A 25,572-nucleotide genomic window follows, 5' to 3' on the forward strand; every position below is an offset into this window, starting at 1 on the left:
TCCCCGCTCCTAGGCTCGGATCAATGGCGATAGCCACCGTGATTCGCAGCAAAGGAGCTAGCAATGACTGTTTACGCACAGCCGGGTGCCGAGGGTTCGAAGGTCACTTTCAAGGACCGGTACGAGAACTGGATTGGCGGCGAGTGGGTTGCCCCGGTCAAGGGCGCCTACTTTGAGAACATCACCCCCGTCACGGGCAAGGCCTTCTGCGAAGTTGCCCGCGGCACCTCCGAGGACATCGAGTTGGCGCTGGACGCCGCCCACAAGGTTGCACCTTCCTGGGGCAAGACGTCCGCTACCGAGCGTGCAGCGATCCTGAACAAGATTGCCGATCGCATTGATGAGAACGTTGAGCTCCTTGCGGTCGCGGAAACCTGGGACAACGGCAAGCCCGTCCGCGAAACCCTCAATGCCGACATCCCGCTGGCAGCGGACCACTTCCGCTATTTCGCTTCCGCAGTCCGGGCTCAGGAAGGCCACCTCTCCCAGTTGGATGAGGACACCACCGCATACCACTTCAAGGAGCCGCTGGGCGTCGTTGGCCAGATCATCCCGTGGAACTTCCCCATCCTCATGGCCGTCTGGAAGCTGGCACCGGCGCTCGCGGCAGGCAACGCCGTAGTTCTCAAGCCAGCCGAGCAGACTCCCACGTCAATCCTGGTCCTTATGGAGCTCATCGGTGATCTCCTTCCCGCTGGTGTAGTGAACGTCGTCAATGGCTTCGGTGTAGAGGCGGGCAAGCCGCTGGCTTCAAGCTCCCGAATCCGCAAGATCGCCTTCACGGGTGAAACCACCACCGGCCGCCTCATCAGCCAGTACGCGTCAAACAACCTCATTCCGGTCACTCTGGAACTTGGCGGCAAGAGCCCCAACATCTTCTTCGACGACGTCGCGGACCAGAATGACGCTTTCTATGACAAGGCCCAGGAGGGCTTCACGCTCTTTGCCTTCAACCAGGGCGAAGTCTGCACCTGCCCGTCCCGGGCACTGGTCCAGGAGGGCATCTACGACTCCTTCATGACCGACGTTGTGGCCCGGACCAACAGCATCATCCAGGGCAACCCCCTCGATACCGATACCCAGGTTGGCGCCCAGGCATCCAATGACCAGCTGGAGAAGATCCTTTCCTACATCGACATCGGAAAGCAGGAGGGCGCCAAGCTCCTCACCGGCGGTGCCCGGGCCGAGCTGTCCGGCGATCTCGCCGGCGGTTACTACGTCCAGCCCACCATTTTCGAAGGCCACAACCGGATGCGCATCTTCCAGGAGGAGATCTTCGGCCCGGTAGTGTCCGTCACCAAGTTCAGCGACTACAACGACGCAATCGGCATCGCCAATGACACCCTCTACGGCCTTGGTGCCGGAGTGTGGTCGCGCAACGGAAACGTCGCCTACCGTGCAGGCCGGGAAATCCAGGCCGGCCGCGTGTGGGTCAACAACTACCACGCCTACCCGGCAGGTGCCGCCTTCGGTGGCTACAAGTCCTCAGGTATTGGCCGTGAGAACCACGCCATGATGCTGGACCACTACCAGCAGACCAAGAACCTCCTGGTCAGCTACAACGAGAACAAGCTCGGCTTCTTCTAAAAGTTTTTGTACAGCAGATGCCCTTCTGGAGTGGCTTTAGGGGCATCAGGTGTACAAAAACTCCCATCATTCGTACAGATCAAAGGAGATCGTCAATGACCAGCACCATGCAAGCAGCAGTAGTTACGGAATTCGGAACCGACCTTACGGTCAAGGAAGTGGAACGCCCGACGCCGGGTCCCGGCCAAGCGCTGGTCCGCCTCATTACGTCCGGGGTATGTCATACCGACCTGCACGCCGCCGAAGGCGACTGGCCGGTCAAGCCGACACCACCGTTCATTCCCGGCCATGAAGGAGTGGGTGAAGTGGTGGCACTGGGGGAGGGTGTCACCGATGTTGCCCTTGGCGAGCTTGTCGGCAACGCCTGGCTGTGGTCCGCTTGCGGAGACTGCCAGTACTGCCGCACCGGTTGGGAGACGCTCTGCGAGTCCCAGCAGAACGGCGGCTACAGCGTGGATGGCTCGTTCGGCGAGTACATGCTGGTGGACACCCGCTTTGCTGCCCGCATCCCGGCAGGCTCGGACCCGGTGGAAGTGGCACCGGTGCTGTGTGCCGGCGTCACCGTTTACAAGGGCCTGAAGATGACCGAGACCAGGCCGGGACAGTGGGTCACCATCTCCGGCATCGGCGGACTGGGGCACATTGCTGTCCAGTACGCCGTAGCCATGGGGCTCCGGGTAGCGGCGGTGGACATTGCTGATGACAAGCTGGCCCTGGCCCGGGAACACGGCGCCGAGCTGACGGTCAACGCACTGCATGAAGATCCGGCGGAGGTCATCCAGCGTGAAACGGGCGGCTGCCACGGTGTACTGGTGACCGCAGTCCACCCTTCGGCTTTCGGCCAGGCGATCGGCATGGCGCGCCGCGGTGGAACCATCGTCTTCAACGGGCTGCCTCCGGGAGACTTCCCGGCGCCGATCTTCGAGATCGTCCTCAAGGGCCTCACGGTCCGCGGCTCAATCGTGGGAACGCGGCAGGACCTTGAGGAAGCGTTGGAGTTCTACGCGCAGGGGAAGATCAAGCCAACGGTCTCCACCCGGGAACTGTCCGAGGTCAACGCGGTCTTTGACGAAATGAAGCACGCCAAGATCGACGGCCGAGTGGTCCTGACGTTCTGATGAACAACATCAGCGTGGAAGCTGCGGTGACGCTGCCCGGGGAGGACTTCTCCCGGGTGGCGCTCACCGCGGTATCCGTGGAACTCCTCCGCAAGCTCTGGGTTCAGCATGGGCCACTGATGTTCCACCAGTCCGGTGGTTGCTGTGACGGATCGGCTCCCATGTGCTATCCGGCGGGGGAGTTCCTGACCGGTGACTCGGATGTCCTTCTGGGCAGGTTCGATATCGGAGCAGGAGGAGAGCCGCAGCCCTTGGAGTTCTGGATGTCCAAGGAGCAGTTCAACTACTGGTCGCACACACACCTCACAGTCGATGTTGTCCCGGGCCGGGGGAGCGGTTTTTCAGTGGAGTCACCCGAGGGCAAACGGTTCCTGATCCGTTCCACCCTCATGGACTGGGACGTGCCCGGCATTTAGGACTCCTGGCTGGTGTGACGGGGGCTACCCGCCCTCGTCCCACCAGTCACACCCGTCACGGGGTTTCGTGGTTCGTCTCACTATCTGGGATAAATATGGTCGTCCAAGGGCCGGACACTATTCTTGATGAGTCCTATACCACTCCCATCCAGAATGTGGCATTTTTATGAACATTTTCAGGACCAAGTCGATCGAGCAGTCGATCGCCGATGCCGACGAACCCGGTCGCAAGCTCAAGCGCAGCCTGAGCACTTGGGACCTCATGATCATGGGCGTCGCCGTTGCTGTCGGCGCCGGGATCTTCTCGGTTGGCGCCAAGGCTGCCGCAAACTTTGCCGGCCCCGCCGTCACCATCTCCTTCGCCATCGCCGCTGTCACCTGTGCTTTAGCCATCATGTGCTACGCCGAGTTCGCCACCGCGATTCCCGTGGCCGGCTCCGCCTACGTCTTCACGTACGCCACCATGGGCGAAGTCCTTGCTTGGATCATCGGGTGGAACCTCATCCTTGAGCTCTTCACCGCTGCGGCCGTGATCGCCAAGTACTGGGGGATCTACCTCAGCACGGTCTTTGGCCTGATGGGTGTGGAGATGCCGCCGTCAATCCAGGTAGCCGGCATTGACCTCTACTGGGGTGCCTTCCTCATTGTTGCCATCTTCACTGTGCTCCTGGTGCTGGGGACAAAGTTGTCCGCCCGCGTCGGCAACGTCTTTACGCTGATCAAGATCGCCGTGGTGCTGTTCGTGATCGTTGTCGGCTTCAGCTACGTGAAGTTCTCCAACTACACTCCCTTCATCCCTGCCTCGCAGCCTACTGACTCCGGTGCCGCCGACGTCATGAAGCAGTCCTTCTTCGGCTTCCTCACCGGCGCTGCACCGGCCCAGTACGGAACTCTGGGCGTCTTCGCCGGCGCAGCCCTGGTGTTCTTCGCCTTCATCGGCTTCGACGTAGTGGCAACCTCCGCAGAAGAGGTCAAGAACCCGCAGAAGACCCTGCCGCGCGGTATCTTCGGTGGCCTTGCGGTGGTTACGCTGCTCTACATCCTGGTCTCCCTCGCGTTGACGGGCATGGTTTCCTACACGCAGCTGGCCGAGGTTAAGAACCCCACCCTGACCACAGCCTTCGAGGCCGTGGGCAATACGGACGCTGCCAAGATCATCGCGTTCGGTTCCTTGGTGGGCCTGACTACGGTGATCATGGTGCTGCTCATGGGCCTGTCCCGCGTGGTCCTGGCCATGAGCCGCGACGGGCTCCTGCCGCGTTCACTGTCCAAGACCAGCGAAAAGCGCTCGACGCCGGCCCGCTTGCAGATCATCTGTGGTGCAGCCGTAGCCCTCGTGGCAGGGGTCACCAAGGTGGACCTGCTCGAGGAGATGATCAACATCGGAACGCTTTCCGCATTCGTGATGGTCAGCCTGGGCATCCTGGTGCTGCGTAAGAAGCGCCCGGACCTCAAGCCCGCCTTCCGGGTCCCGTTCGGCAAGGTCCTGCCGTGGGTGTCGGCAGTCCTCTGCTTCTACCTCATGACCAACCTGGCCGTGGAAACCTGGATCTTCTTCGCGATCTGGCTTGTCATCGGTATGGCCATCTACTTCGCCTACGGTCAGCGTCATTCGCGGCTCAACGAGAAGTTCGCCGCAGCCAAGGCCTCGGTGGACGGTACTCCTGAAAGCACCCAGCGCAAGGGCGACGAGGACGAGGACAGCTACACCAAGGTCTAGTCCAATCCCCGCAGCTTGTCAGACAGCTGCCTGATATTGCTGGAGAAGGCGCCTGGAAACCCAACGGTTTCCGGGCGCTTTTTCGTGTCGATCTTCCCATCAGTACTTTCGCAGTCACGGCGCCGCATGCTCGCGTACCCAATCAACCAGTGGCCTCAGCACTTCCCAGCGGGCAGCGATCTCATCCTTGGCTGCGGGAGTGGCCAGCCAGCCAGGTTCACCCACCTCAACGCCCGCTGACAGGGACTTGTGCTTGAGCAGTTCCCCGCGGGGATGGTCCTTGTCGAAACCCCGCGGAACTGTCTTCAGTTTCTCGCCCTCGATGGCGAAGCCGGCTCCTGCCACCGCATCGATGATCTCCTGCAGTTCCAGTCCGCTGTCAGGAGCGTCCACTGCGGCCCGGAATCGCGCCAGTTGCGCCGGGGTGTGGGAGTGGTAGCCGCCACCGATCAACAGGCCGTCGGCACTGATCTGGAGGTAATAGCCGACACCTTCCTGGCCTGCAGCGAAGGCCCCTTGGGCAGTCTTGTACGGTGACTTGTCCTGCGAGAACCGGACATCACGGTTGGGGCGAAAAATCTTAGCCGGGCCGAACTGCGGCTCCAACTCCGTAAGGAGGGCAGTCAGCGGCCCTTTCACTTCGGCGTCGTACCTCTGTTTATTCCCCAGCCACCACTCACGGTTGTTGTTCTCTTCAAGCTCGGCGTAAAAGCGGAATGCGGCAGTAGGGATGCCTTCGAATGTGCTCATAGAAGGATCCTAGAGACGCCACTACCGGCCCAGCCATAGTCCAAGGCAGCTATGTGGAAAAACAAAAAGATCACCCCGCTGCGGAGATCCGCAGCGGGGTGATCAGGTAAAGCAGTGGAGCAAAAGACGCTTAGAGCTTGTTGGCTGCTTCGGCGTCGGACTCGGTCTGGCCTGCACCGAGGTTGGCGCGGAGCTTGGCGCCGAGCTCGGAGTCAACGTTGGTCCAGTACTGGATGGCGCGTTCCTTGATGTCGGCGTTCTTCACGCCGCCAACGGCACCGGTGATGGTGTCCAGGAGGCGGGCCTTGGCAGCGTCGTCGTAGACCTCGCGGTACAGGGTACCGGCCTGGCCGAAGTCGTCGTCCTCAGCGTGCAGAGTGTGGGCGGAGAGGGTGAGCTCGCCGTCGTTCTCCCAGCCACCGGCCGGTGAGGTGGGCTCAACAGCAGCCGGGCCACCCACGGAGTTCGGTGCGTACACCGGAGTGGAGGGGGAGTTGAACAGGAAACGTCCCTGGCCATCCTGGCTGTAGTTGTTGACCTGGTTCTTGGGCTGGTTCACCGGGATCTGGGCGTGGTTGGTACCCACGCGGTAGCGGTGTGCGTCAGCGTAGGAGAAGATGCGGGCCTGCAGCATCTTGTCCGGGGAAGCGGCAATGCCCGGTACGAAGTTCGACGGCGCGAAGGTGGCCTGCTCGATCTGCGCGAAGTAGTTCTCCGGGTTCTTGTTCAGCTCCATGGTGCCCACGTGGATCAGCGGGTAGTCAGAGTGCGGCCACACCTTGGTGAGGTCGAACGGGTTGAAGCGGTACGTCTTGGCGTCCTCGTAAGGCATGACCTGGACGTGCAGTTCCCAGGAGGGGAAGTTGCCATCGGCAATGTTCTCCTGGAGATCGCGGATGTAGAAGTCAGCGTCCGAGCCGGCAAGCTGCTCAGCCTGGTCACCGGTGATGGTCTTGACGCCCTGGTTGGACTTGAAGTGGTACTTGACCCAGAAACGCTCGCCGGCGGCGTTGATCCACTGGTACGTGTGCGAGCCATAGCCCTGCATTTCACGCCAGGAAGCCGGGAGGCCACGGTCGCCCATGAGCCAGGTGACCTGGTGGGCAGACTCGGGGGAGAGGGTCCAGAAGTCCCACTGCATGTCAGCGTCACGCAGGTGGCTGCCCGGGAGGCGCTTCTGGGAGTGGATGAAGTCCGGGAACTTGATGCCGTCGCGGATGAAGAAGACGGGGGTGTTGTTGCCAACGAGGTCGTAGTTGCCCTCGGAGGTGTAGAACTTCACGGCGAAACCGCGGGGGTCACGCCAGGTGTCGGGAGAACCGTTCTCGCCTGCAACGGAGGAGAAGCGGATCAGCATGTCCGTCTCGACGCCCGGCTGCAGGAAGGCTGCCTTGGTGTAGGCCGAAACGTCCGAGGTGGTCTTGAACGTACCGAATGCGCCGCCGCCCTTGGCGTGCACTACACGCTCCGGGACCCGCTCGCGGTTGAACTGTGCGAGCTTCTCCACCAGGTAGTGATCGGTGAGGATGATGGCACCGTCAGCGCCGACGGACTTCGAGTGCGCGTCGGAGGTTACGGGGGCACCTGACTGGGTTGTTGAAATGGCAGTCATTGTTCTCCTTTTTCTTATTTCTGAGTTACGGAAGTTACGGGAAGCTGTTGTTTGGACTGGCAGTCCTGGCAGATGCCCTGGTACAGGACGTCTGCGATCTGGATGGTCATGGGCTTGGAATTCTCATCCCAGTGCGGGGTGAGGCACGGTGCGTGGCCCACGGCGCAATCGACGTCCTCCACCTTGCCGCAGCTGATGCAGACGGCGTGATGGTGGTTGTCACCCACCCGGGTTTCGTAGAGTGCCGGGGAGTGCGGGGGTTCGAATCGGCGCAGCATCTGAAGGTCCGTGAGGTCGCTGAGCACTACGTAAACGGACTGCGCCGTCAGTTCAGGAAGCTCTTTGCGGGCAGCGGCAAGGATGCCTTCTGCCGGAGAGTGCGGATGGTGCTGGACTGCGGCGAGCACCGCCAGCCGCTGTTTGGTCACACGCCGGCCATGGGCATGCAGGGCTGCTGCCCATTCTGCTTGCTCGGCGGTGTGATCTGTCATGCATTCATTGAAACACTTATTTTGAGGAGTTCACAATAAGGCAAGGCTAACTTCTGGTGAATCCAGGAAGTCTTCCAGTGGATTCACCACTTCGGCGGCAGATCGGCCCAATGCATGGACCCGCAACGGCGCTCCGGGCTCTTGGCCTTCCAAGGCAACACAACTGATTCCACTGAAACCTCCGGGGACGGGAAGAACGGCCAACGCTGCACCGATCGCCAGCAACTCTGCCGGACGCACCTCGCTGATGGCTGCAAGTTTCCTGGCAGGTTCCAGTACGGTGTGGCGTGGTCCTGCGTCCACGGCCCGGACCAGGGGACCGGGAACAGGCTCGACGGCGGCAACGGGCTCGACGGCGGCAGCTGCTTTAGCATCCGGCCCCGCCGCAACCTCCGGCCGGGCAAGCCGCAAAGACTCACGCATGGCAGCGTCGGTGGCCTCCATATCGTGGTCCGCTTCGCCGGTCCGGCGGTGGGCCGGAAGCGACAACTGGTGTCCCGGCGTCGTGGTTTCTCCGTCCCATCGCCCGAACAGGTGGAACGTTGGCGTGGAAGATTCCGCTACGGGCTCCCCGATTGCCGAACCCAGGGGGTGCCATTGGTGGGCGAACATGATGGCGCACCGGGTGGAGCCAAGGACATCTGCCAGGGCGGCGCGGGCCAGTCCGTGGCAGAAAAGCCAGTCGGCGGCTGAAGGGTGGGCGAATTCTGTTGAGGGGTCCGAGAGCCTGATCAGCACATGTCCGGCGGTGAGGGGGTGACGTGGCCTGGCAATCTCCCAAAAAGCCGAACGGTACAGCAATTGCCGCGATGTGCGCATGTCAACTCCTTCCCCGGGGTGAGCCTACCAAGCGGAGCACCACAGGTGGGAAGAAAGCGTTGGACGGTCCTCACATCCCGTCCTTGATTGTCACGACTCGCCAGCGAATAGGGGGGCGTACGTTGCCTACGATGCAAAGCACCCGGTGCCTTAGCCCTGCCTGCGGCGAGCGGCCCGTAGGCTGGGAACGGAACACGATAACCGGTGTCGGCGTTAATCCTTACAGAATCCGTGCCAGAGCCGATGAAAGAGGCAAGAGCAACCGTGCATAAACACAACAATGGACTCAAGACCGCAGCGCTTTTCGGTGTGCTGTGGGCGGTGTTGTTGGGTTTGGGCGCCATCATTGCCGCAGGAACGCGCAGCACCACGCCCATCTGGATCATGGCATTGATCGGTGTGGGCACCACCGCCTACGGATACTGGAACAGCGACAAGATCGCCATCCGCTCCATGGCCGCCTACCCGGTCACTGAAGCCCAGGCTCCGCAGCTGTACCAGATCGTCCGGGAGCTCTCTGTGAGGGCCAACAAGCCGATGCCGCGGATCTACCTCTCGCCCACCATGACCCCCAACGCCTTTGCCACAGGCCGCAATCCCAAAAATGCCGCCGTGTGCTGTACCGAAGGGATCCTGCACCTGCTCGATGCCCGCGAGCTACGTGGAGTGCTGGGCCACGAACTGATGCACGTCTACAACCGCGACATCCTGACGTCGTCGGTGGCTGCAGCGGTGGCCGGCGTCATCACGTCCGTGGGGCAGATGCTGCTCATCTTCGGCAGCGGGGACCGCCGCAACGCCAACCCGTTGGCCACCATCGCCATGGCGCTGCTGGCACCATTTGCCGCTTCGCTGATCCAGATGGCCATCTCCCGCACGCGGGAGTATGACGCCGACGAAGACGGGGCCGAGCTCACCGGCGATCCGCTGGCACTCGCCTCAGCCCTGCGCAAGATTGAATCCGGTGTCACCCAGCTGCCGCTCCCGCAGGACCAGAGGCTGGTCAACGCGTCCCACCTGATGATCGCCAACCCCTTCCGTGGCGGCGGTATGCGAAGGATGTTCTCCACCCACCCGCCCATGAAGGAGCGCATCAGCCGCTTGGAGCGGATGGCCGGGCGCCCGCTGTCCTAGGTTCCCGTTGAACGCGGTCAGGCGAAAAGCCCTTCGCCGATGAAGCCGCCCTGCTGCACACCCGGAGGCACCGCAAAGAGCCCGGAGCCGGTGTGCTTCAGATACTCCACGGAGAGGGTGTCGCTCTTGGCCAACGTCAGCTGCATGGGGACATAGTGGGTCCGGGGATCCTTGACGAACGCTATGAAGAATAATCCGGCATCCAGGTGGCCCAGCCCATCCGAGCCATCCGTGAAGTTGTAGCCGCGGCGCAGCATCCTGACGCCGGCATTTTGCTCCGGGTGGGCCAGTCGCACGTGGGCATCGAGGGGAATCAGGGGATCGCCGTTACGGCCGGCCAGGGTGAAATCGGGTGCGGTGAACTCGTCTCCGCCGGACAGCGGCGCGCCCGCTCCCTTGGTCCTGCCGATCAGCCCTTCCTGTTCCCGCAAAGAGGTCCGGTCCCAAATTTCGATGTGCATCTGGATCCTGCGGGCCACCAGGTAGCTGCCGCCGGTCATCCATTGCTCGCCCGCGGGGCCGGAGCCCACCCACACGTGCTCATCAAGCAGCGTGTTGTCTTCGACCTTGAGGTTGTTGGTGCCGTCCTTGAAACCGAAGAGATTCCGGGGCGTCACTTGCGCGCGGGACGTCGAAGACGTGCGGCCAAAGCCCAGCTGAGACCACCGGACCCGGACCTTTCCAAAGCCGATCCTGGCGAGGTTGCGGATGGCATGGACGGCTACCTGGGGGTCATCGGCGCACGCTTGGATGACGATGTCGCCCCCGGTTCGCCCCGGTTGAAGATCGTCGCCCGGGAAATGCGGAAGATCAATCAAAGCTTCAGGACGCCGGCCGTCCAGTCCGAACCGCGGTTTCCCGTCCTTCTCGAACAGTCCGGCGCCAAATCCGAACGTCAGCGTCAGCTTGGCGGCCGCCAGGTCCAAGGCCTCGCCGGTGTCTTCCGGTGGAGCATCATAGGGCCCGTCCACCGCGCCGGTCCTGCCCGTGGGGTTGCCGGTGGTCATGGCTTCAGCCGCGGCCGTCCAGTCTTTGAGGAGCTTGATGAGTTCCTTGCGATCCTCGGTAGTGACATCGAAGGCAGCCATGTGCAACCGGTCCTGCGCCGGGGTGGTGATGCCGGCCTGGTGATCGCCAAAGAACGGCACCACGGACTCCCCGGTGCTGGTGTCAGCGGCTGCCGCGCCCGCGGTCAGGGCGTCATGCCCCAGAAAGCCGGCGGCCAGCCCGGCCACGGCCCCGGCACCCCCGACCCCCGCAAGGGAGAGCAAGCCGCGCCGGGACATGCCTTTGGTGGCGGTTCCAGCGGCAGCGCGGGCACCGCCGTCGGACGCTTCCCGGGAGTTTACGACGGCGGCCGGCTCGCCGGAACGTTCGATGCCGGCGGACCCGCCGCGGCGTTCAGCGTCGGCAGGGTTGTCGCCGGGATCGCCGGTGTGCCCGAAGGGGCAGCCGCTCATAGCACCACGGCTGCGGTGAGCTTGGAGAGGGGCTCACCCAGCGAATCGACCAAGGCCGCAAGCTGCTGGACCTGCTCCTGGCTTAGCTCGTTGTAATAGACAAAGCCGTCACCCTTGGCGTGCTTCTTGAGCTCGGTTTGCAGGGCCGTGAATTTCTCGTCCAAGGACGTGGCGAGCTCGGCGTCCTTCTGTTCAAGGGCCGGCCTCAGGTTCTCGAAAGCGATGCGGGCGCCGTCGACGTTGGCCTGGAAGTCCCAGAGATCGGTGTGGGACCAGATCTCTTCTTCACCGGTGACCTTGCCCGTGGCAACTTCATCCAGGAGTTCCTTGGCACCGTTGCCGAGCTTGTCCGGTGTCAGTTCCACCGTGCGGGTGCGGGTGACCAGGTCCTCGGTGTCCGTCACCAGTTGCGTGGAAATGGCACTGCGCTCAGCCTGAGTCATGGCTGTGTACTCCGCCGGCGGGAAGAGGTCCTTCTCCGCACGGTGCCAGCCGGTCCATTCCTGGCCGGGCTCAAGGTCGGCTTCGCGGGCATCGAGCTTGGGGTCCAGATCGCCGAAGGATTCTGCCACGGGTTCGATCCGCTCCCAATGCATGCGGGTGGAAGCGTAAAGATCGCGGGCCTTCGCTGCGTCCCCTGCGGCAAAGGCCTCAGCGAAGGCCTTGGTCCCCACGATCAGCTGCTCTGTCTGGTCCTTGACGTAGGCGGCGTACTGCTGGGAACCATTGTCCAGGAGCTTCTGGAAATCGGCGTCCACGGTGGGCTTGTTGCCCGACTCGGTGACTTCAAAGGAAGCGCGGATGCCTTGTCCTTGCATGCCCGGTTTGCAGGCCGTGTTGTACTTGCCCGCCGGAGCTGTGACCACCAGATTGCGGGTGATGCCGGGCCCGATGTTCTCCACTTCACCCAGGATCCTCAGTCCGTCCTCAGCCAGCAGGTAGAACTCAGTGACCTCGGTGCCCTCATTCTTCACAGCAAAGGTCAGGTTGCCGCTGGGTGCGGTACCCGTGGAGACCTTGCACTCGTTGGCGGTGCTGCTGACCTGGATGGGACCGTCCGTGGCTCCGGTGGCCTTGGTGTTGTCTGTGCAGCCGGCAAGTACCAAGGGCACGGCCGCGGCTGCGCCGATCACGGCAAGGGTGCGGCGGAGGTTGGCTGATCCGAGCATGGGTGGGTTCCTTTTGGTTGGAGGTAGGCGCGGGGCAGGAGTTGCCCGGAAAGACTGCGGGCGTTACCGCTGGGTTGCTACCGCAGGGATTGAAGCGGGGTTTGCGGCCTTGGGCGGCGACGCACGGTTGGCCCGGAGGTAGAGGAACAGTACCGGAACCACATAGAGCACCCATGCTGCCGCTTCCAGCCACGTGGTGGCGGGGGAGAAGTTCAGGGTGCCCTTGAGCAGGGTGCCGTACCAGGACGACGGCGGGATGGCGGCGGAGACGTCAAAGGCCAGGTTATTCAAACCGGGAAGAATGCCCGCTTCCTGGAGATCGTGGATTCCATAGGCCAGGACGCCGCCGGCAATGATGATCAGGCCAACGCCCGTCCACGTGAAGAACCGGCCAAGGTTCACTTTCAGGACACCCCGGTGCAAGAGGTACCCCAGGCCGGCTGCGGTGATCAGGCCCAGCAAGGCGCCAAGGAGGGGCAAGGTGGTTTCACCGGTGGCCTGGGCTGCAGCCCAAATGAACAATGCTGTTTCGAGGCCTTCGCGTCCCACGGCCAGTGCCGCAACCACCACAAGGCCCCAGGCGGCGCCGTCGGCCGCTTTGTCCACTTGTGAGCGGAGTTCGCCCCCGAGGCTGCGCGCGGTGCGCGCCATCCAGAAGACCATCCAGGTCACCAGTCCAACGGCCAGAATGGACAAGCCGCCGCCGATCGCTTCCTGCGCCTCGAATGTCAGGCCGCGGGGGCCGAAGGTCAGCAGGGCGCCGAAACCAAGCGAAATGGCGATGGCAACACCGACGCCCATCCATACCCGGGAGATCAAATGCCGCCTGCCGGTTTTGATCAGATAAGCCATCAGGAGCACCACGATCAGTGATGCCTCAAGGCCTTCGCGCAGGCCGATCAGGAAGTTGGCGGTCATGTGGTTTTCTTTCGCTTGGGAAGCCGTAGTTAGGCTCACCTAAGGAAGAAGACTACTGTGACTTGACTATTACGCAAACTAATCGTGTGCTAATGCGCCAACTCATTACGACAATCGCTGTAGTTTCGGGTAGCAAAAAGCCGGTGCGCAGGCTCCTGGGTGGGGCTGCACACCGGCTTTTCGGATGGTGCGGGCAGCTTAGCTGCGGAAGTTCACGAACTGCAGATCTGCCTCTTCGAACTTCTTCAGGATGTTCATGGTTTCCTGGAGGTCGTCGCGGGACTTGGAGGTTACGCGCAGTTCGTCGCCCTGGATCTGGGACTTGACCGATTTGGGGGCTTCATCGCGGATGATCTTGTTGATCTTCTTGGCGATGTCCTGGGCGATGCCCTCCTTGATGGTGCATTCAAGGCGGAATTCCTTGCCGGAGGGGAAAGGCTCGCCCTGGTCCAGGGACTTCAGCGAGATGCCGCGCTTGATCAGCTTTGACTGGAAGACATCCAGGACGGCAAGGACGCGGTCCTCGGAGTTGGCCTTCATGAGGATCTTCTCGCCGCTGAAATCGATCTCCGCGCCCACGCCCTTGAAGTCGTATCGCTGCGCGATTTCCTTCTGGGACTGGTTCAGTGCGTTGGCGACCTCTTGCTTGTCTACCTTGCTGACGACGTCGAATGTGGATTCGCCTGCCATGACTCTCCTTAGGTTGGGGGCCCTGTGAGGGCGGGTTGGTCTGGCATCCAGCCTAGTACGGAAGCCGGGGGTTGGGGCCGGGGAGTTCTTTCACAGTTCGCTCACAGCGCATGCACTGCTGGAACGGAGGGGCTCGGTTGAGAGTTGTACCAGTTGGAAGAACACATCGCCGGAGGATCAGCATGAGCAGCAAGGCCGTCCAGTCCATCAGCAAATCCGCGTCCGCAGCAGCGGGCTCCCTTGGCACGGCCGCAGTTGCCGCCGCGAGTGCTGTAGCTGCTGCTGCTGTTGCTGCTTCGATCGTCCTGAGCCCTGTCCCTGACGCCACCGCCCGCATGGACGGAGTGCACGCCGACCTGCTCCGGGCGGTTCAGCTGAACCAGATCACCGCCGAGCAGGCGGAGAAGTTCGAAGCCAAACTGGCGGGCCGGATCCTCGGGGAAGCGTGAAATACCGCGAAATCCCTGGCATCTGCCCCCGATTAGATTCTTCGCAGAAAGTTCTGTAAGGTTGTCTCTGCCTTCGGTTACCGGATCTAAAAGAAACGGTCCCCGGAAGTGATCTTCTTTTGAAGTTCGGCAGATTACCCGAGCGGCCAAAGGGGGCTGACTGTAAATCAGCTGGCAACGCCTACGGGGGTTCGAATCCCTCATCTGCCACCCAAAGGAAAATCCCCGGAACCAGTGGTTCCGGGGATTTTTTTTATGCCCGGCAGATCTCGCCAGGCGGCTTCCCGGCCCAAGGATCCCGGTGTTGTTCGCCGGCGCACCCGTTGTGCGGCCGGAGATTCGGATGAGCGCGGGAGATGAGCGCGGGAGTTGAGAGTGCCGGACGAGTGTGCCGCCACCACCCACTTTGATCGCACTTAGGCGGCGACTCGCCGTAACCAAGGGCGTGTCATGGCATCCGGCTGCCCAAAGTAGGTGGTGAACGTACGGGCTCCAGCGGGACGCCGAGCCTAGGCTTCGCGCTCCCGCCCTGATTCCGCGGTTTGCCGGGCTTCCGTGGCTTCCCGAAGTTCGGCGATCTCCATCCTCAGGGCTGCAATCTCGGTGACCAGATCGGCCATCTCGGCTCGTACGGGTTCCTCGGCTGCGGCGGCTTTGACTTCGGCGGCCGCTGCCACGTCCTCGGCGTTCTCCTCGATCCGCTGAACCAGCCAAGAGGCGATCGATGCTGTGACGATACCCAGCACTGCGATGCCACTCATCATCAGTGCCGCAGCTACGATCCTGCCGATGGGGGTTACCGGGTACAGGTCTCCGTAGCCGACGGTGGTGATGGTGGTGACAGCCCACCAGGCGGCATCACCGAAATTGAGGATCTTCGCTGCGGGGTCATTCTGCTCCACGTCCAAAACTGCCAGTGCGCCGACGAGGATGAGCATCGCCGCTGCGCCTGCCACGTAGGTAGCAACGCGTCCGCGCAATGTTTCGCCCACAGTGCGTTGGAGAACGGACAGCAGAGTGACCAGGCGCAGGAGCCGCAGGGGGCGGAAGAAGGGGAGTACCACGATCAACAGCTCGTGCAGGTTCCAGAGGAACCAGCGCATCCGGTCTTCGGCAAGCCAGAGGTTGACGAAATAGTCCAGCGCGAAGATACCCCAGGTGATCCAGAGGACAATCTCGAACGGCACCGCATCGGGCCCGTTCACCTTGCCGATGACCTGCCATCCATAGGCGGTGAGAAAGATCAGTGCCGTGGCCATGAGGGGCCATTCCACCAGGTCCCGGTATCGCGCTTGTGTCATAGGGGAATACTAGCCATCGCAGGCGCATCTACCCTTGCGGGGACAGCCGAAGGGTACTGCGGGAAGGGCGGCAGGGCGTGTGGAACCGCTCAGGCGGCGGGTGTCTCCAGCCAGTATCCGTCGAGGTGGTGGATCAGTTGCCTGCCGAGGCCGCCCTTGAGCTGGATCCACAGGGTGCTGCGGTCCTCGGTCATGCCGTCGATGGTTCCCTCGATGCGGTTGCCCCGCGCATCCTGGAGGACAACGCTTTGGTGGCGTGAAAGTTCGGGCCAGACCTGGCCCTGTGGCCTGGTAGTTTGCAGCGTGCTCAAAGGGTCCCCCTTGGATGGTCATTCAACAGAAGAGTTTCAGATATTCTGCACGCCTTTGATGAACCGGCGGTAAACGTTAGTGCAAACGTTGGACATAAAGCACGTCATGGACTATTCCCTGTCCACCATGCGGTCAACGCCTTTCCCGTAAAGTTACTGACGGGTAACATTGTGGGCATGCATCTGCTTCTTCGCACCCTCATGCTGCTCTTTACCTCCGCCAAGCGCTCTCCGCTGGGTGTTTGGGAAGAGTCCTCCCTGCCCCTGAAAGTGCTGCCGACGGACATCGACATCGCCATGCACGTCAACAACGGCATGTATTTCTCCCTGATGGACCTCGGCCGCTTCGACCTCATGGTCCGCAGCGGGATCTGGACCAAGATGCGCAAGAAGGGATGGAGTCCGGTAGCTGCCGGCGAGACCATCGCCTTCCGCAAGTCCCTGCAACTGTGGCAGCGCTACACCATCGAGACCCGCATCATCGGCCTGGACACCAAAGCCATCTACTTTGAACAGCGCATGGTGGTGGACGGCGAGATCTATGCCCGCGCGCACATTGCCACGCGATTGGTTGCCAAGGGCAAGCCTGTCACCCAGGAGGAAATCATTGCGGAGTTCGGAGCCCCTCCTGCGGGCCTTGAGCTACCCGAATGGATCCATGAATGGCGTGAGAACAATGCACTCCCCGGCGCACGCCGCCCCGCCCCGCACGTCTGGAGCTAGACGCCCACATCGCGCTGCCGCAGGGCCAAAGCACCGAGCACAATGAAGGCTGCGGAGATGCCGAAGAGCCCGGCAACAGCTCCCCAGTCGGCGCCGTTGGCCACAGGGGAGTTGCCGTAGGCCCAGTGATAGGGCGAGAGGTTCAACAACCACTCCACGTCGGGACTTTGCCTTCCCACGGCGTTGAAGACATACCCAAGGACAGCGACGGCGGCGCCCGCGGCCACAGCGTACATCTTCCGGCCGGTCAGCGCTCCAGCAAAGAGCGCCGCGGTTCCGCTGAGCAGGGCAAGGGCGGCGAACAGCAGCACCGCTCCGGTGAGATGCCCGACGTCGATCCCCAGTTGCGCGGGCCCGTTCAGTCCCAGCACCACAAGGAACACCAGGACGGAAAGGAACGCGGTCCGGACCAAGATGGCGAGGGCTCGTTCCAGCACCACCTGCGCGCGGGTCACGCTGTGTGCGAGGGTCAATTCCAACAGCCCTGATTCTTCGTCGCCTGCTACCGCCGCAGCACCCCAGCCGATGGAAGCCATGGACATCAGGAGGAACCCAATCAGCCCGAACATGGTGGCCTGGGTGTAGCCAGGCCCTGAAGCGATCTGATCGTAATTGAGGGCTTTGGTCATTTCAGGCGGAAGCGCGTTGATCAGGTCCTGCATCTGCGCGCTGCCGCCAATGGACGGGTAGAGAGGCAGGTACAGCATGCACGCCGCCGTCAGGCCCACTGCCCAGCCCAGCGTGGAGCGCGAGGAGTCGGTGAGCGCCTTGGTGAAGAGAGGCAGGATCTTAGGCACGGTCCGCTCCTTCCGGGCGACGTGGAGAGCCGGCCGAACCCACAGTGCCCGTGCCGGCCACAGGTTCGGTGTCAGCGCCCCCGGTGTACAAGGTCAGCACGGCCTCTTCGAGGTCTGGTTCTTCAAGGACGAGGTCCGTCAGGTTCAGTCGCGCCAACTCCTGGACCAGGGGCTTCACGTGACCGGAAAGTGTTGCTGTCGCCACCACTGTCCCTGTGGTGTGGCCGTCGGCGGGGAGCTCGCGAACCGCGACGTTGGCGACGCCCGGCACCCGGGCCAGCAGCGCTCCGACGTCGTGCGCGTTTGTTCCCGTGCTGTTGAAACGCAGTTGCCGGACGGCCGCCATCCTCAGGGCCTCCACCGTGGACACGGTGACGATTTGGCCGTCGCGGAGGATGGCCACGGCGTCAGCTGCTTGTTGGACTTCACTGAGGACGTGCGAGCTGAGGAACACCGTGGCGCCCGCGGCCACTGCCTCGCGGACCATGGCGTGAAAAACCTGTTGGACCAAGGGGTCAAGGCCGCTGGTGGGCTCGTCCAGCACCAAGAGCTCGGGTTTATGCATGAAGGCCTGCAGCAACCCCAACTTCTGCTTGTTGCCTTTGGAGAGTTTCCGGGTTTGGCGGTCCAGGTCCAGGTTCAGGCGGTCCGCAAGATCGTTGACGTGGCGGGGGTCCACGGGTCCGCTGATGGCAGCGAAGTGCTCCAGCATGCGGCGGCCTGTGGTGCGGTTTTCCAGATGCAGCTCACCGGGCAGGTATCCGATCCTGCGGCGGAGGGAGGTGCCCGCACGGCGGGGATTCTGCCCCAGCACGGTCACCAAACCCGCGCTGGGCCGGATGATGTCCAGCAAGCATCGCATGGTGGTGGTCTTGCCGGCTCCGTTGGGACCGATGACGCCGAAAACCGTCCCGGATTCCACTGCGAAATCCAGTCCGTGCAGGACTTCGCGGTGACCGAACTTCTTGCGCAACCCCTCGACGACGATTGCCTGGGTCACGGGGCATGCTCCCTTCAGTGGTTGATGGTCTCTTGCTGCAAGGCGTCGCGGGCCGCGTCAAGGAACCGCGAATCGGTGTAGAACCCGTGGGTATAGATCTCCAGGGCGGGCAGCGTGAGTTGACGCAGCAACCCAGGTCCGATTCCGTGGGGTTCCGGGCTGACCTCGCCCAGTGTCCTTGAGAGGTGCCGGCCCAGCATGAGGATGGACAAGCTGTTGGAGGCAATGACGACGGCGGTGGACCGGACGTCGTCGAACTTCCGGATGGTTCCTGCCGCGATTCCAGCGTTGATGATGTCCTCCGTTTGGCTCACGACAGCATCAAAGAAGGCATCGCCGGCCTCGGATTCGTCACCCAGTGCTTGGCGGATGTAGGCGATCTCCTGGGCGTATTGTTCCGGGTGGTTCAGGTAGTCCTGGATCAGCTGGCGTGTTGATCCCGGGTGGGTCTTCCCGAGGCCCTGGCTGGCTGTTTGGGCGAGGACGTGTTGATCGCAGGCGGCGCGAAGGCCTTCCTTGCTGCCGAAATGGTGGATGACCAGGCCAGGGCTGACCCCTGCCAGCGTGGCGACTGCCCGGACTGTGGCGCGGGCGAATCCGTCGCGGCCGAACAGTCCGATGGCGGCGTCGCGGATGCGGGCCCGGGTGGTGAGATCCTCTGCGCTTGAACGCATGTTTCAAACACTAAACACCTGTTCAATGCCAATCAAGTGGCTTGGTCATAACAATGTGACACCATTGGCTGGGTCGCCGGTGTTGAGTGTGCCGACGTCGCAGATACTTGCCTCAGTGTTATTGGTGGGGCAGCAGGTGGGGGTTTGGTAAGTGGGCTTTTCTAAGACGGCAGTGGGGCCGGTGCGTCGTTGGTTTCTGCGCACTGCAGCGATGGCGCTGCTGGTTCCCGGCACGCTGGGTGCGGCACTTCCCGCGCAGGCCGCCGCCCCGCTGGCCGTGCCCGCAATAACCTCGACGCCGCCCCTCACCGGTGCGATCGGCAACTTGTACAACACCTGCGCGTGGGCACGGAGCGTACTGCTGCGCCCCACCAGTGCCGAGGAATGTTCCGACAGCGGGAGCACCGGCGGCTGCGTGCAGCGGTTTGCCGGGGGCGACATCGCTTGGTCTGCCCGCACGGGCGCCCGGGTGGTGGTCAATGGGCCGGTGCGTACGTCCTGGTGGGCTGCGGGCGGGCCTTCGGGTTTCCATGGCTATCCCAAAACCGATACCGCCAGCGGGCTGCGCAACGGCGGCTCCAAGCAGAGCTATGAACGCGGCGCCATCACGTATTCGCCGGGAACCGGTGCCCAGCGGACCAGCGGTTCGATCCATCTGGCATGGAGCCGTGCCGGTCTCGAAGCCGGTTATCTCGGGTACCCGGTTACAGGGGAAAGCACGGGACTGCGCGACGGCGGTGCCTGGCAGGCTTTTGAACGCGGCTTTGTGGTGTGGTCCCCGGCCACCGGGGCACACCCTTCCATGGGCGCCATCCGCGAACGCTGGCGTCAATCCGGAATGGAAGAGGGCGAGCTGGGCTACCCCTCCACGGACGAAGCCCTGGGTTTGAAAAATGGCGGTTCGTCACAGCAGTACCAGCGCGGAACCATCATGTGGTCACCGGCCACCGGGGCCAAGGCAGTGACCGGTGCCATCCGCAGCTACTGGTCCTCCACTGGAGGCCAAAACGGGGCCCTGGGGTATCCGGTGGGTGAGGAAGTCCGGCAAAACGCCTTTGTCTACCAGCTCTTCCAGGGCGGCACCGTCTATTGGTCAGCCGCTACAGGGGCGCACTCCACCACGCACGGTGACGTCCACAACCGCTACAACGCCTTGGGCGGAGCGGCCGGACAATTGGGCCTCCCTCTCACGGACAAACTTCCCCGGGCGGGAGGACTCGTTCAACAATTCGTCAATGGCTGGCTGGTGTGGGGACCGGCCACCGGAGCAAAGATTGTTGGGCACCCCACCTACAAGGTGTGGTCCGCAAACCCGGGCGAGTTCGGCTGGCCCGTCCGGGATACCTGGAGCGACAACAGGGGTACGCACGTGGCGTTCCAGAAGCTGGAGACCATATGGAACGGTGCCACGGAGGAGCTCTACTCGGCCGAGCCCGTGGATGCGTCCACCGTGGTTTTCCTGGGGGACTCCCAACTGGACCTGGATTCCTGGGGCGAGCAAGGTGCCCGCGGGGCCGGGTACCCCCGGCAAGTAGTCCGAAGCATTGGCGGGCTGGGCTACGTTTCCGGAAGTCCCGCCGTCGGGGGCGGTTCTGCCACTGATGCGCTGGCGCAGGACCGGATCCTCCTTCCGCAGGGCAACCCCGGGCTGGTGGTGGTGACCCTGGGCGGCAACGACGCCAGGATCGGCGCCACGGATGCAGCCATCCTGTCCCAAGCCAACCGGCTATGGGACGAACTTCGACGCAAATATCCCCGCAGCACCATCCTGATCAACGGCGTTTTGTCACGGTACGATTCCAGCCACGCCCAGCGCCGGTGGGTGGATGGCCTGGTGACCCGGGAGGCCGCGCTTCGCGGGTGGCCCCGGATCTCACTGGCCGGTACGGCAACCATCGCAGGGGCGGCCGCCGATTACCTGGACGGCACCCACATGAACCAGACCGGCCACAACAAAGTGGCCCCGCTCTACGCGTCCGCGCTGAAGTACGTGTTGGCAAAGTAGGGGTTTGGCTGCTTTATTCCCGGTAACGCGGGAAGCGAACAGGGCGCCCCTCCGCGGGACTTAGCGGGCAGGGTCGCGTACCGTGGAACCATGGCTACAGTTGACATCACTGGAGAACAGTTCGCATCGACCATCGAGGACAACGACATCGTCCTGGTGGATTTCTGGGCTGCCTGGTGCGGCCCGTGCCGCCAGTTTGCGCCCACCTATGGGGCAGCTTCGGACAAGCACACCGACGTCGTCTTCGCGAAGGTGGACACCGAAGCCGAGCAGCAACTGGCCGCCGAAGCCGGGATCACGTCCATCCCCACGCTCATGGCTTTCCGCGAAAAGGTCCTGGTCTTCTCGCAGCCGGGTGCGCTCAACGGCCAGCAGCTTGAGCAGGTCATTGAAGCCGTGAAGGGCTTGGACATGGACGAGGTCCACGCCCATGTTGCCAAGGCGCGTGCCGAGGCCCAGGAAAACTAAGACCAAGCGGCGGTTCGACACCGAACTCGCCGGAAATGCATCGAGGTCGCCGGAAAATTCCGGCGACCTCGATGCTTTAAGGCGTTCTCGTAGTATTACGCGATCAGAGCCGTTCGAGCTTGACCGGCTCTGCCAGGAGCGCACTGAGGGACTCGTTCAGGTCCTGAACGGCGATGCCCTTGGAATGCTTCTCCAGAAGCTCCTCGGATTCCCAGCGCTCCGTGAGGACGAGCTTCTCTTCGGTAGCCTCGGTCAGTTCGTAACGGATGCAGCCGGGTTCATTGACGACCTCGTCGATCGCGATTTCCAAAGCGAGCTTCACACGGAAGAACTCGCCTTCATTGGGGATGAACGTGGCCTGCAGGTCGATGGGTTCACTCATGACTCCCACATTACCGGCAGGACACGGCGCGGTTGGAGGCGGTTACGGTTCTGTTGCGCGCCCTCACTTGGTAGCGTTCCGTCATGTTGTCCTACACTGCCGGAGACACTGACGTCCCGCTGCTCGAAGAGACCATTGGTGCCCATTTTGAGGGCATAGCGGCCAGGTTTCCCTTGCGGGATGCGCTGATTGAGGCCGCTGCCGTTCCGGGCGGTGATGCCCGCCGGTGGAGCTACCAAAAGCTGAACGACGACGTCGATCGCCTCGCCCGCGCGCTGCTCGCCACAGGTGTAGCCAAGGGCGAGCGGATCGGTATTTGGAGCCCCAACTGCGCTGAGTGGACCATTCTCCAGTACGCCACAGCCAAAATTGGTGCAGTGCTGGTCAACGTGAACCCGGCCTACCGGAGCCACGAGCTGGATTTCGTGGTCAAACAGAACGACATGCGGATGCTGGTGGCTGCGCCATCGGACAAGAACAGCGATTACGTGGCAATGGCAAGGGATGCGGCCGGTAACTGTCCGGACCTCCGGGAGATTGTCTTTCTCCCGGGTAACGCGGAGTTGGACCTCGTCGGCGGAGAGCCTCAAGCCGGCCACGAGCTCACCTACGCCGAACTCCTCACCCGGGCAGACGGCGTCGGGCTTTCGGCACTTCGGGACCGGATGGCGGAACTGGACCCGCACGATCCCATCAACCTGCAGTACACCTCGGGCACCACGGGCTTTCCCAAGGGGGCCACGTTGACGCACCACAATATCCTCAACAACGCGCACTCGATCGGCCGGCTCCTGAACTATACGGAGCAGGACCGGGTGGTGATTCCCGTGCCTTTCTATCACTGCTTCGGCATGGTGATCGGAAACCTGAATGCCCTCAGTTTCGGCGCCGCCACCATCATTCCCGGCCGCGGATTCAGTCCTTCGGCGGCGTTGGAAGCGGTGCAGGACTTCGGCGGGACATCACTATACGGCGTGCCCACCATGTTCATTGCCGAGCTCGCACTTCCGGATTTTGCTTCCTATGACCTCTCCACGCTGCGGACCGGAGTGATGGCGGGATCCTTGTGTCCCATTGAAGTGATGCGCCGGGTGATCGATGAGATGCACATGGTGGATGTGGCCATTTGCTACGGCATGACCGAGACCTCGCCCGTCTCCACCATGACCGGTGCAGGGGACACGTTGGCACAAAGGACCAGCACGGTGGGCCGGACCATGCCGCACCTGGAAAGCCGCGTTGTTGACCCGGGGTCCGGTGAAGTGGTGGAGCGCGGCATCATCGGTGAGCTCTGCACCCGGGGCTACGCGGTGATGCAGGGCTACTGGGGCCAGCCGGATAAGACCACGGAAGCGATCGACGCCCAGGGCTGGATGCACACCGGTGACCTTGCCCGCATGGACGACGACGGGTACGTGGTGATCGAGGGCAGGATCAAGGACATGGTGATCCGCGGAGGGGAGAACATCTACCCGCGTGAAATCGAGGAATTCCTCTACCTTCACCCCTCCATCCAGGACGTGCAGGTGATCGGCGTTCCGGATCAGAAGTACGGCGAAGAACTGATGGCCTGCATCATCCTCAAGCCCGGTGCTGCCGACCTGACCGCAGGGGACCTGGCCGAGTACTGTCGCGGGAAGTTGGCCCACTACAAGATTCCCCGCTACGTGGAGGTGCGGGAGAGTTTCCCCATGACGGTTTCGGGCAAGGTGCGGAAAGTGGACATGCGCCAGGAAGCGGTGTCCCGGCTACACCTCCCCGTGAAAAACAGGTAGTTAGTTGGTGTTCCGGCTGATGGTCCGGATTCCCACTGCAAGGCCCACCACGGCAGTCACCACAGCGGCCACGAGACCCCCGAGGGTGTCCATGCCAATGTTCCCGGAGAAGAGTTCGCGTTCGGCATTGACGAGGTAGGTCAGCGGATTGAACAGGCTGGCCACCTTCATCCACCCGGGGCCCGCTTCGATGGGCAGCATGATCCCGGACAGGATCATGAGCGGGAAAAGCAAGGTCTGCTGGACACCCCAGAAGATCCATTCCTTGTTCTGGGAAACCAAGGCAAGGGCATAGGACAGTGCACCCAGGCCGATTCCGAAGATGCCCAGGATGACCAGGCCCAACAGCACATGCAAGGGATGGAAAACGAAACCGAACGGAATACACACGATCGAGATCAGCAGGCCCTGAACCACCAAGGGAGCCCACTCCTTCAGTGCCCGGCCGATCATGAGCGAGGACCGCGACAACGGTGTGGCAAGGATCCGTTCGTAGGAGCCCGTCATGAGCTCGTACTGCAGGTTGGAACCTGTCATGGACGTGCCAAAGAGGGCGATCATGACCACCACACCGGGCAGGAACCACTGAAGGGTGGACTGGCCGCCGAACGCCGGGGCGCCCACGGCCGCACCCAGGAGCGGACCGAAGAGGCCCAGGAAAACCAGTGGCTGGATGAGGGAGAAAATCAGTGAGAACGGATCCCGCAACGGGAGCAGCATTTCCCGCCAGAACACGAACCACGTGTCAGTCAGGACGCTGCGCGGTCCACGCCTTTGGAAGGCAACTCCCGGGGCGACAGCTTGCTCAATCATCAGACGTCAGCTCCTTCGCGCAGGCTGCGGCCGGTCAATTCCAGAAAAACGTCGTCCAGCGTGGGCGGCTTCAACTCCAGCGACTGGGCGGGAGCCCCGGCGTCGTGCATGTCCTTCAACAACCCGGGCGCCAGCCGCGACCCCTGGGCCAGCCGAAGCTGGAAGCGGACCACGCCGTCGTACGCATTTTCCTGGATGTCGCCCTCGGCGGCGGCCCGGCCCAACAGGCCACGAACTTCCGAGGCCGAACCGGCAGCAACCTCCACTGCCATCAGGTCACCGGCCAGGTTCGCCTTGAGTTTGCTGGCGGTATCGTCCGCAATGATGGTGCCGTGGTCGATCACGATCACGCGCTCGGACATCGAATCGGCCTCGTCCATGTAATGCGTGGTCAGCACTATGGTTGTCCCGTGTTCCTCACGCATCCGCATGATGTGCTCCCAAAGATTGGCGCGGTTCTGGGGGTCCATCCCGGTGGACGGTTCATCGAGGAACAGCAGCCCGGGGGAGTGCATCAGCCCCAGCGCCACGTCCATGCGTCGTCGTTGACCGCCGGAAAGCTTGATCACCGTGCGCTTGGCGAGATCGGCCAGTTCCAGCGATGCCATCAGGGTTTCGGCGCGTGCCTTGGCATCTGTGGTGTTCATTCCGTGGAAGCGGCCCTGCATGATGAGTTCGTCGACCACCCGGTAGCTGTGGCCGCCGCCATTGCCTTGGCCGATGTAGCCGATCCGGGCCCGCACTCCTGCAGGGTCCTTGCCGACATCAACACCCGCTACGGTGGCCGAGCCGGAGGTGGGCTTCAACAAAGTGGTGAGCATCCGCAGGGTTGTGGACTTGCCTGCGCCGTTCGGACCCAGGAAGGCAACCAGTTCCCCGGGTGCTACGTCCAGGTCCACACCCTTGACGGCCTCGACGGTTTCCTTCTTCACGGTGAAGGTTTTTGTGAGCTTGTGGGTGTGGATCACGGTCACTCCAGGGCTGGCAGGT

26 protein-coding genes and 1 tRNA gene are annotated in these 25,572 nt (G+C 62.7%); 11 read left to right on the plus strand and 16 right to left on the minus strand.

The genetic code is table 11. The annotated features are described in order from the left end of the window. The first annotated feature begins 63 nt into the window (after positions 1 to 63). The 4 genes from exaC (at position 64) to M1D51_RS05760 (ending at position 4,841) form a co-directional block, all read left to right on the plus strand. Positions 64 to 1,587: an acetaldehyde dehydrogenase ExaC gene (gene exaC / locus M1D51_RS05745; RefSeq protein WP_091549829.1), complete on the plus strand. Its 1,524-nt coding sequence runs from the start codon at positions 64 to 66 to the stop codon at positions 1,585 to 1,587. A 95-nt stretch (positions 1,588 to 1,682) separates the two neighbouring features. Then, complete coding sequence (adhP, locus tag M1D51_RS05750; RefSeq protein ID WP_458108889.1) at positions 1,683 to 2,705, plus strand: alcohol dehydrogenase AdhP; 1,023 nt, start codon at positions 1,683 to 1,685, stop codon at positions 2,703 to 2,705. Beyond that, positions 2,705 to 3,121, plus strand: coding sequence for a DUF779 domain-containing protein (locus M1D51_RS05755; protein WP_172326012.1), 417 nt, complete (start codon positions 2,705 to 2,707; stop codon positions 3,119 to 3,121). The genes adhP and M1D51_RS05755 overlap by 1 nt, the downstream gene beginning before the upstream one ends. 166 nt (positions 3,122 to 3,287) lie before the next feature. Continuing rightward, complete coding sequence (locus M1D51_RS05760; RefSeq protein ID WP_458108890.1) at positions 3,288 to 4,841, plus strand: amino acid permease; 1,554 nt, start codon at positions 3,288 to 3,290, stop codon at positions 4,839 to 4,841. Positions 4,842 to 4,955: 114 nt separating this feature from the next. Here M1D51_RS05760 and M1D51_RS05765 read toward each other — a convergent pair whose 3' ends face one another. The 4 genes from M1D51_RS05765 to M1D51_RS05780 form a co-directional block, all read right to left on the minus strand. Next, on the minus strand, positions 4,956 to 5,591 hold the full coding sequence (locus tag M1D51_RS05765) for a DUF2461 domain-containing protein (protein WP_458108891.1): 636 nt from the start codon (positions 5,589 to 5,591) through the stop codon (positions 4,956 to 4,958). 130 nt (positions 5,592 to 5,721) lie between these two features. After that, positions 5,722 to 7,203, minus strand: a complete 1,482-nt coding sequence (locus M1D51_RS05770; protein WP_026539710.1) for a catalase — start codon at positions 7,201 to 7,203, stop codon at positions 5,722 to 5,724. Between the two features lie 14 nt (positions 7,204 to 7,217). Continuing rightward, a complete protein-coding gene (locus M1D51_RS05775; RefSeq protein ID WP_017199873.1) occupies positions 7,218 to 7,694 on the minus strand; it encodes a Fur family transcriptional regulator in 477 nt (158 codons plus the stop codon). A gap of 30 nt (positions 7,695 to 7,724) precedes the next feature. Next, entirely contained in the window at positions 7,725 to 8,513 is a 789-nt protein-coding gene (locus M1D51_RS05780; RefSeq protein WP_172325237.1) for a hypothetical protein, read from the minus strand. Between the two features lie 264 nt (positions 8,514 to 8,777). Between M1D51_RS05780 and htpX the strand changes: the two genes are divergently transcribed. Further along, positions 8,778 to 9,647: a zinc metalloprotease HtpX gene (gene htpX, locus M1D51_RS05785; protein WP_458108892.1), complete on the plus strand. Its 870-nt coding sequence runs from the start codon at positions 8,778 to 8,780 to the stop codon at positions 9,645 to 9,647. Positions 9,648 to 9,664: 17 nt separating this feature from the next. Here htpX and efeB read toward each other — a convergent pair whose 3' ends face one another. The 4 genes from efeB to M1D51_RS05805 form a co-directional block, all read right to left on the minus strand. After that, on the minus strand, positions 9,665 to 11,107 hold the full coding sequence (gene efeB, locus M1D51_RS05790) for an iron uptake transporter deferrochelatase/peroxidase subunit (RefSeq protein ID WP_458108893.1): 1,443 nt from the start codon (positions 11,105 to 11,107) through the stop codon (positions 9,665 to 9,667). Then, complete coding sequence (efeO, locus tag M1D51_RS05795; protein ID WP_458108894.1) at positions 11,104 to 12,276, minus strand: iron uptake system protein EfeO; 1,173 nt, start codon at positions 12,274 to 12,276, stop codon at positions 11,104 to 11,106. The genes efeB and efeO overlap by 4 nt, the downstream gene beginning before the upstream one ends. Before the next feature lie 63 nt (positions 12,277 to 12,339). Then, on the minus strand, positions 12,340 to 13,194 hold the full coding sequence (gene efeU, locus M1D51_RS05800; RefSeq protein ID WP_458108895.1) for an iron uptake transporter permease EfeU: 855 nt from the start codon (positions 13,192 to 13,194) through the stop codon (positions 12,340 to 12,342). A gap of 198 nt (positions 13,195 to 13,392) precedes the next feature. Further along, positions 13,393 to 13,884 (minus strand): YajQ family cyclic di-GMP-binding protein, encoded by a 492-nt coding sequence (locus tag M1D51_RS05805; RefSeq protein ID WP_017200185.1) that lies wholly within the window; start codon positions 13,882 to 13,884, stop codon positions 13,393 to 13,395. 182 nt (positions 13,885 to 14,066) lie between these two features. Here M1D51_RS05805 and M1D51_RS05810 point away from each other — a divergent pair, with 182 nt between their 5' ends. Continuing rightward, positions 14,067 to 14,333, plus strand: a complete 267-nt coding sequence (locus M1D51_RS05810) for a hypothetical protein (protein ID WP_172322794.1) — start codon at positions 14,067 to 14,069, stop codon at positions 14,331 to 14,333. Between the two features lie 128 nt (positions 14,334 to 14,461). Continuing rightward, positions 14,462 to 14,543, plus strand: a tRNA-Tyr gene (locus M1D51_RS05815). Positions 14,544 to 14,842: 299 nt separating this feature from the next. On the opposite strand, the gene M1D51_RS05820 is transcribed toward M1D51_RS05815, so the two are convergent. Both M1D51_RS05820 and M1D51_RS05825 read right to left on the minus strand, forming a co-directional pair. Next, entirely contained in the window at positions 14,843 to 15,634 is a 792-nt protein-coding gene (locus M1D51_RS05820; protein WP_458108896.1) for a potassium channel family protein, read from the minus strand. An 89-nt stretch (positions 15,635 to 15,723) separates the two neighbouring features. After that, the gene (locus M1D51_RS05825) at positions 15,724 to 15,945 is read right to left on the minus strand and encodes a hypothetical protein (RefSeq protein ID WP_172322796.1); all 222 of its coding nucleotides are present in this window, start codon (positions 15,943 to 15,945) and stop codon (positions 15,724 to 15,726) included. Between the two features lie 177 nt (positions 15,946 to 16,122). Here M1D51_RS05825 and M1D51_RS05830 point away from each other — a divergent pair, with 177 nt between their 5' ends. Continuing rightward, on the plus strand, positions 16,123 to 16,668 hold the full coding sequence (locus M1D51_RS05830) for an acyl-CoA thioesterase (protein WP_458108897.1): 546 nt from the start codon (positions 16,123 to 16,125) through the stop codon (positions 16,666 to 16,668). Here M1D51_RS05830 and M1D51_RS05835 read toward each other — a convergent pair. From M1D51_RS05835 to M1D51_RS05845, 3 genes are read right to left on the minus strand one after another with little or no spacing between them, the layout of a single operon-like run. Continuing rightward, positions 16,665 to 17,465 carry an ABC transporter permease subunit gene (locus M1D51_RS05835; RefSeq protein WP_458108898.1) on the minus strand — a complete coding sequence of 267 codons (801 nt, stop codon included), beginning with the start codon at positions 17,463 to 17,465 and terminating at the stop codon, positions 16,665 to 16,667. The two genes, M1D51_RS05830 and M1D51_RS05835, sit on opposite strands and share 4 nt — an antisense overlap. Next, positions 17,458 to 18,465 carry an ABC transporter ATP-binding protein gene (locus tag M1D51_RS05840; protein WP_458108899.1) on the minus strand — a complete coding sequence of 336 codons (1,008 nt, stop codon included), beginning with the start codon at positions 18,463 to 18,465 and terminating at the stop codon, positions 17,458 to 17,460. The genes M1D51_RS05835 and M1D51_RS05840 overlap by 8 nt, the downstream gene beginning before the upstream one ends. A 14-nt stretch (positions 18,466 to 18,479) precedes the next feature. Next, positions 18,480 to 19,139, minus strand: a complete 660-nt coding sequence (locus tag M1D51_RS05845; protein ID WP_458108900.1) for a TetR family transcriptional regulator — start codon at positions 19,137 to 19,139, stop codon at positions 18,480 to 18,482. A gap of 151 nt (positions 19,140 to 19,290) precedes the next feature. Here M1D51_RS05845 and M1D51_RS05850 point away from each other — a divergent pair, with 151 nt between their 5' ends. Together M1D51_RS05850 and M1D51_RS05855 are read left to right on the plus strand one after the other, a co-directional pair. After that, on the plus strand, positions 19,291 to 21,144 hold the full coding sequence (locus M1D51_RS05850; protein ID WP_458108901.1) for a GDSL-type esterase/lipase family protein: 1,854 nt from the start codon (positions 19,291 to 19,293) through the stop codon (positions 21,142 to 21,144). A gap of 90 nt (positions 21,145 to 21,234) precedes the next feature. Then, entirely contained in the window at positions 21,235 to 21,612 is a 378-nt protein-coding gene (locus M1D51_RS05855; RefSeq protein WP_172322802.1) for a thioredoxin family protein, read from the plus strand. A gap of 103 nt (positions 21,613 to 21,715) precedes the next feature. On the opposite strand, the gene M1D51_RS05860 is transcribed toward M1D51_RS05855, so the two are convergent. Then, positions 21,716 to 21,994, minus strand: coding sequence for a putative quinol monooxygenase (locus M1D51_RS05860; protein WP_024817673.1), 279 nt, complete (start codon positions 21,992 to 21,994; stop codon positions 21,716 to 21,718). Positions 21,995 to 22,077: 83 nt separating this feature from the next. Here M1D51_RS05860 and M1D51_RS05865 point away from each other — a divergent pair, with 83 nt between their 5' ends. Then, the gene (locus tag M1D51_RS05865; RefSeq protein ID WP_458108902.1) at positions 22,078 to 23,769 is read left to right on the plus strand and encodes an AMP-binding protein; all 1,692 of its coding nucleotides are present in this window, start codon (positions 22,078 to 22,080) and stop codon (positions 23,767 to 23,769) included. On the opposite strand, the gene M1D51_RS05870 is transcribed toward M1D51_RS05865, so the two are convergent. Both M1D51_RS05870 and M1D51_RS05875 read right to left on the minus strand, forming a co-directional pair. Beyond that, entirely contained in the window at positions 23,770 to 24,582 is an 813-nt protein-coding gene (locus tag M1D51_RS05870; protein WP_172322804.1) for an ABC transporter permease, read from the minus strand. Next, on the minus strand, positions 24,582 to 25,550 hold the full coding sequence (locus M1D51_RS05875; RefSeq protein ID WP_458108903.1) for an ATP-binding cassette domain-containing protein: 969 nt from the start codon (positions 25,548 to 25,550) through the stop codon (positions 24,582 to 24,584). The genes M1D51_RS05870 and M1D51_RS05875 overlap by 1 nt, the downstream gene beginning before the upstream one ends. Between the last annotated feature and the right edge of the window lie 22 nt (positions 25,551 to 25,572).

The sequence above is a fragment of the Arthrobacter sp. R3-55 genome (assembly GCF_054161505.1).

What these genes read in the sequence shown, in the direction of transcription:
- exaC (WP_091549829.1), top strand. Translation starts at nt 64, where the DNA reads ATGACTGTTTACGCACAGCCGGGTGCCGAGGGTTCGAAGGTCACTTTC.
- adhP (WP_458108889.1), top strand. Translation starts at nt 1,683, where the DNA reads ATGACCAGCACCATGCAAGCAGCAGTAGTTACGGAATTCGGAACCGAC.
- M1D51_RS05755 (WP_172326012.1), top strand. Translation starts at nt 2,705, where the DNA reads ATGAACAACATCAGCGTGGAAGCTGCGGTGACGCTGCCCGGGGAGGAC.
- M1D51_RS05760 (WP_458108890.1), top strand. Translation starts at nt 3,288, where the DNA reads ATGAACATTTTCAGGACCAAGTCGATCGAGCAGTCGATCGCCGATGCC.
- M1D51_RS05765 (WP_458108891.1), bottom strand. Translation starts at nt 5,591, where the DNA reads ATGAGCACATTCGAAGGCATCCCTACTGCCGCATTCCGCTTTTACGCC.
- M1D51_RS05770 (WP_026539710.1), bottom strand. Translation starts at nt 7,203, where the DNA reads ATGACTGCCATTTCAACAACCCAGTCAGGTGCCCCCGTAACCTCCGAC.
- M1D51_RS05775 (WP_017199873.1), bottom strand. Translation starts at nt 7,694, where the DNA reads ATGACAGATCACACCGCCGAGCAAGCAGAATGGGCAGCAGCCCTGCAT.
- M1D51_RS05780 (WP_172325237.1), bottom strand. Translation starts at nt 8,513, where the DNA reads ATGCGCACATCGCGGCAATTGCTGTACCGTTCGGCTTTTTGGGAGATT.
- efeB (WP_458108893.1), bottom strand. Translation starts at nt 11,107, where the DNA reads ATGAGCGGCTGCCCCTTCGGGCACACCGGCGATCCCGGCGACAACCCT.
- efeO (WP_458108894.1), bottom strand. Translation starts at nt 12,276, where the DNA reads ATGCTCGGATCAGCCAACCTCCGCCGCACCCTTGCCGTGATCGGCGCA.
- efeU (WP_458108895.1), bottom strand. Translation starts at nt 13,194, where the DNA reads ATGACCGCCAACTTCCTGATCGGCCTGCGCGAAGGCCTTGAGGCATCA.
- M1D51_RS05805 (WP_017200185.1), bottom strand. Translation starts at nt 13,884, where the DNA reads ATGGCAGGCGAATCCACATTCGACGTCGTCAGCAAGGTAGACAAGCAA.
- M1D51_RS05810 (WP_172322794.1), top strand. Translation starts at nt 14,067, where the DNA reads ATGAGCAGCAAGGCCGTCCAGTCCATCAGCAAATCCGCGTCCGCAGCA.
- M1D51_RS05820 (WP_458108896.1), bottom strand. Translation starts at nt 15,634, where the DNA reads ATGACACAAGCGCGATACCGGGACCTGGTGGAATGGCCCCTCATGGCC.
- M1D51_RS05830 (WP_458108897.1), top strand. Translation starts at nt 16,123, where the DNA reads ATGCATCTGCTTCTTCGCACCCTCATGCTGCTCTTTACCTCCGCCAAG.
- M1D51_RS05845 (WP_458108900.1), bottom strand. Translation starts at nt 19,139, where the DNA reads ATGCGTTCAAGCGCAGAGGATCTCACCACCCGGGCCCGCATCCGCGAC.
- M1D51_RS05855 (WP_172322802.1), top strand. Translation starts at nt 21,235, where the DNA reads ATGGCTACAGTTGACATCACTGGAGAACAGTTCGCATCGACCATCGAG.
- M1D51_RS05860 (WP_024817673.1), bottom strand. Translation starts at nt 21,994, where the DNA reads ATGAGTGAACCCATCGACCTGCAGGCCACGTTCATCCCCAATGAAGGC.
- M1D51_RS05865 (WP_458108902.1), top strand. Translation starts at nt 22,078, where the DNA reads ATGTTGTCCTACACTGCCGGAGACACTGACGTCCCGCTGCTCGAAGAG.
- M1D51_RS05870 (WP_172322804.1), bottom strand. Translation starts at nt 24,582, where the DNA reads ATGATTGAGCAAGCTGTCGCCCCGGGAGTTGCCTTCCAAAGGCGTGGA.